At 54.1% G+C, this 3,462-nt stretch carries 4 protein-coding genes and 3 tRNA genes; all 7 read right to left on the bottom strand.

Annotated features, from left to right (window positions below; all coding sequences use genetic code 11):
* The coding region (locus A9G05_RS26065) for a GTP-binding protein (protein WP_139131256.1) at positions 1-393 on the bottom strand (393 nt) is incomplete at its 3' end.
* An 84-nt stretch (positions 394-477) separates the two neighbouring features.
* A tRNA-Thr gene (locus A9G05_RS26070) sits at positions 478-553 on the bottom strand.
* Between the two features lie 26 nt (positions 554-579).
* Positions 580-653, bottom strand: a tRNA-Gly gene (locus tag A9G05_RS26075).
* Positions 654-677: 24 nt separating this feature from the next.
* Positions 678-762, bottom strand: a tRNA-Tyr gene (locus A9G05_RS26080).
* A 142-nt stretch (positions 763-904) separates the two neighbouring features.
* Entirely contained in the window at positions 905-1,585 is a 681-nt protein-coding gene (locus A9G05_RS26085) for an SPOR domain-containing protein (RefSeq protein ID WP_069563694.1), read from the bottom strand.
* Positions 1,586-1,593: 8 nt separating this feature from the next.
* Entirely contained in the window at positions 1,594-2,343 is a 750-nt protein-coding gene (locus A9G05_RS26090; RefSeq protein WP_069563695.1) for a pantothenate kinase, read from the bottom strand.
* Complete coding sequence (gene birA, locus A9G05_RS26930) at positions 2,327-3,277, bottom strand: bifunctional biotin--[acetyl-CoA-carboxylase] ligase/biotin operon repressor BirA (protein ID WP_083272681.1); 951 nt, start codon at positions 3,275-3,277, stop codon at positions 2,327-2,329. Before birA ends, A9G05_RS26090 begins: the two co-directional genes overlap by 17 nt.
* Positions 3,278-3,462 lie beyond the last annotated feature (185 nt).

Consider the following 3,462-nt stretch of genomic DNA (forward strand, 5'->3'; position numbering starts at 1 on the left):
AATGTAAGGAACACCCACCTGACGGGACAGCAGGATGTGCTCGCGAGTCTGCGGCATGGGGCCGTCAGCTGCGGAGCAAACCAGGATCGCGCCGTCCATCTGGGCAGCACCGGTGATCATGTTCTTCACGTAGTCAGCGTGACCGGGGCAGTCAACGTGAGCGTAGTGACGCACAGGCGAATCATATTCAACGTGGGAAGTGTTGATGGTGATACCGCGAGCCTTCTCTTCCGGCGCGTTGTCGATCTGGTCAAACGCACGAGCAGAACCACCCCAGGTTTCGGAGCAGACCTTGGTCAGAGCAGCAGTCAGAGTGGTCTTGCCATGGTCAACGTGACCAATGGTGCCGACGTTGACGTGCGGTTTGTTACGTTCGAATTTTTCTTTAGCCATCGAGAACGCCTCCCATCAATGAGTTGAGCGAGCCATGCCACCATTAAAACAAAGGCAGATATTTTCATATCTGCCTTTGTAGGATGGAGCTCATGAGCGGATTTGAACCGCTGACCTCACCCTTACCAAGGGTGTGCTCTACCAACTGAGCTACATGAGCCAAACGCTTTGCACAAATACCAAACCTGGAGCGGGTAGCGGGAATCGAACCCGCATCATCAGCTTGGAAGGCTGAGGTTCTACCACTGAACTATACCCGCGGAGCCTGGTGCTCACGCTTAATCTGGTGGAGGGAGAAGGATTCGAACCTTCGAAGTCTATGACGTCAGATTTACAGTCTGATCCCTTTGGCCACTCGGGAATCCCTCCAATCGGGAGGCGGCATTCTCACCGCAACCCTTTCTACTGTCAAGCTTTTTCTCATTAAAATCTTGAGGTTAGCTAAAATTGACAGTGCTTCTGCAAACATCGTTTTAGGCCTGCCTGCGAAGCGGGCGCCATTCTATGCAAACTATTCACCAGATGCAACACCCTGACAGGGCATTATTTTGTGCTGAAGACCTGGAAAGTCCTTTACCAAAGCAGCCAACAACGAATCGTCCACAAGGCGTCGGCTGCTCTCATCCACACGAACCCAATAATCACGGTGAGCACGAGGCAACTCACGCATCAAAGGCTCATACCCTGCATCCTTGAGGCGCGACATGACACTTTCGGCCGAATCCAGCCTGGGGAAAATTCCAAGTGAGATGCCATTCTGCAGATCACCTTGGCTGATCAAGAAACTATCGATCTTGCGGGCCTGCAACTCCTTCAACTGCCTTAAAGACGCCTGCCTGGAAGCAAGGGGGGCGAGATAGACCCAGTAGTCCACCCCCGCCGCGGCATCCACGCTCTGGATGCTGCTCTGAATGTTTAATGACAGCAGCCTTTGCTCAACACCCTTCACCTGATCCTCATGATCCACCCCCCCCAGAAAGAGGCAAGCCTGCGCACCAGACGTAAACAATGACTGCTGTTGAGCGCGGGAAGAACCCTCGCCTTTAGACTCACCCAGCAATCGGATGCCCTGCTGCCCCCCCCTGTAAAGGGAAAGCGTCTCAACCTCTTTTACCTGAAGAGGTGCTTGTTGCTGGTGCCAAACGTAGTAGAAGAGATTCAGCACCAATAAAAGCAGGAACAGCCAGCGCATTAGCAACCTCAGTCCAGTGGGCAAGCGATAGCGAGCCCGGAAAAAACAAGATCCGGAGCCAGTCTTGCGCTAGGAATATCCTCTTTCACCAACGCAGCATCACCTCCGGTGAGAAAAACGGCGATATCGTCCCCCAGTTGCTGGTGCGCCAGGTCCAACTGCATGCGTACGAATCCTTTCAGCATCAAGAGACAACCTCGCTCAACTGCCTCAGCAGTGCTTCGCCCGGGCCTCATATCCTCAATGGCGCGGGCCGCAGTCTCATCGTCATAACGAATTCGCCGCGTATGCGTCCTGAGCTGGCTGCGCATAAGCGGTACACCAGGACATATGTAGCCTCCGAGATGCTCACCACCAGACGTTACGAAATCAGCAGTGACCGCAGTTCCGAGGTCAAGAACAAGCGAAGCTTTCTTGCTCGTGTGATAAGCACCAAGTACAGCGAGCCATCGATCCAGACCAAGCTTCTGGAAGTCTTGATAGCCATTACCCACGCCCGCCAGCATTTTGGAGGGCGAAGCGAGCAGTGGTTTTGTATGGAGCGCTTGCTCAAGCGCCAACAGGAGAGAGGATGTTTCCTCCTCTGAGCGGACACTGACCAATCGGCAACGCTGGATACGTGCGCAATCGAATGCGTTGATCGCCCCAATGAGAGCTGCGCTATCAGGAGCAACACCAGAAATGCGTGACACGCCATCATCGGCGCCTATTACGCGCCACTTGATGAAACTGTTGCCACAATCAAGCTCTAGAATCATCACGCAACCTCAAACTGAGCTCCCCCCCACTTAACAGCATCTCGCTACCTCCCACATCAAGACGAAGAGCGCCGCTCTTATCTATACCGAGAACCACTCCATCAACTCGCTGGCTTGCAGTCACAACAGACACTTCCATTCCCGTCCATGCATGATTGGCTTCCCACTCATCACGAAGAGCTTGAAACCCTTCTTGTAGACAAAGGCGTAATTGACCTAAAAGACTGGCCGCAATCTGCGTGCGGTCTTGCAGAGATCCGACCACGGAGCGGATGGATGCCCATTCCTGAGTGATCTCCGTCTTCCGGTCAAGCATATTGACGTTGAGTCCAACACCAATCACCACATTGCAGATATCTGCAGGATCCCCCACCAACTCGATGAGAATACCGGCGATCTTTTTGTTTGCTACCAATATGTCGTTGGGCCATTTGAGTTGTGCGGCACCAACACCCGCGGAGCGCAGAACTCGCAATGCAGCGACGCCTACCAGCAAACTCATTCCTTCTAGCTGCCTGGCCCCACCATCTATGCTGATCGCGCATGAGAGATAAAGATTCTCTCCATACGGAGAAACCCAAGTTCGGCCTCGGCGGCCACGCCCTCCAGATTGATGCTCAGCCAGCACAACAAACGGCGCCTCTACTCCCTGAGAAAGCAGCCGCAAAGCCTCGGCGTTTGTCGAGTCAACGCTGTCGTGAGTAAAAACCGGCCATAACTCACCCAATTCGTGGAGGCGCTCCTTGGAAAGGAGCTCAAGCGGAGATGCAAGGCGGTAGCCCTTGCCTCGAACTTTATGGATGCTAAGGCCATAAGAGCTCTCAAGCTGCTTCAGGTGTTTCCACACGGCAGCTCGAGTAATGCCCTGCGCCTTGCCCAAGGACTCTCCGGAATGAAACTGGCCATCCTGGAGGAGACGTATCAGATTCAACATAACGCGCCCCCGTTACAAGGCAGGCATCATAGCGACGCCCTGCTGGGTTGCATAGAAAGAAGGCGGGAGGACGGCATTCGCAAAGAAGGACTTCAATAAGCTCAAACTGTGCTCAGTTGCACCACGAGAGCATAGCGTGCGAAGCCCCCCCGCCCCCGTGCGCCCTTCGTGATTTTCTTTCGCGC

The organism is Pseudomonas sp. ENNP23, from assembly GCF_001728945.1.
Lineage (GTDB): Bacteria > Pseudomonadota > Gammaproteobacteria > Pseudomonadales > Pseudomonadaceae > Metapseudomonas > Metapseudomonas otitidis.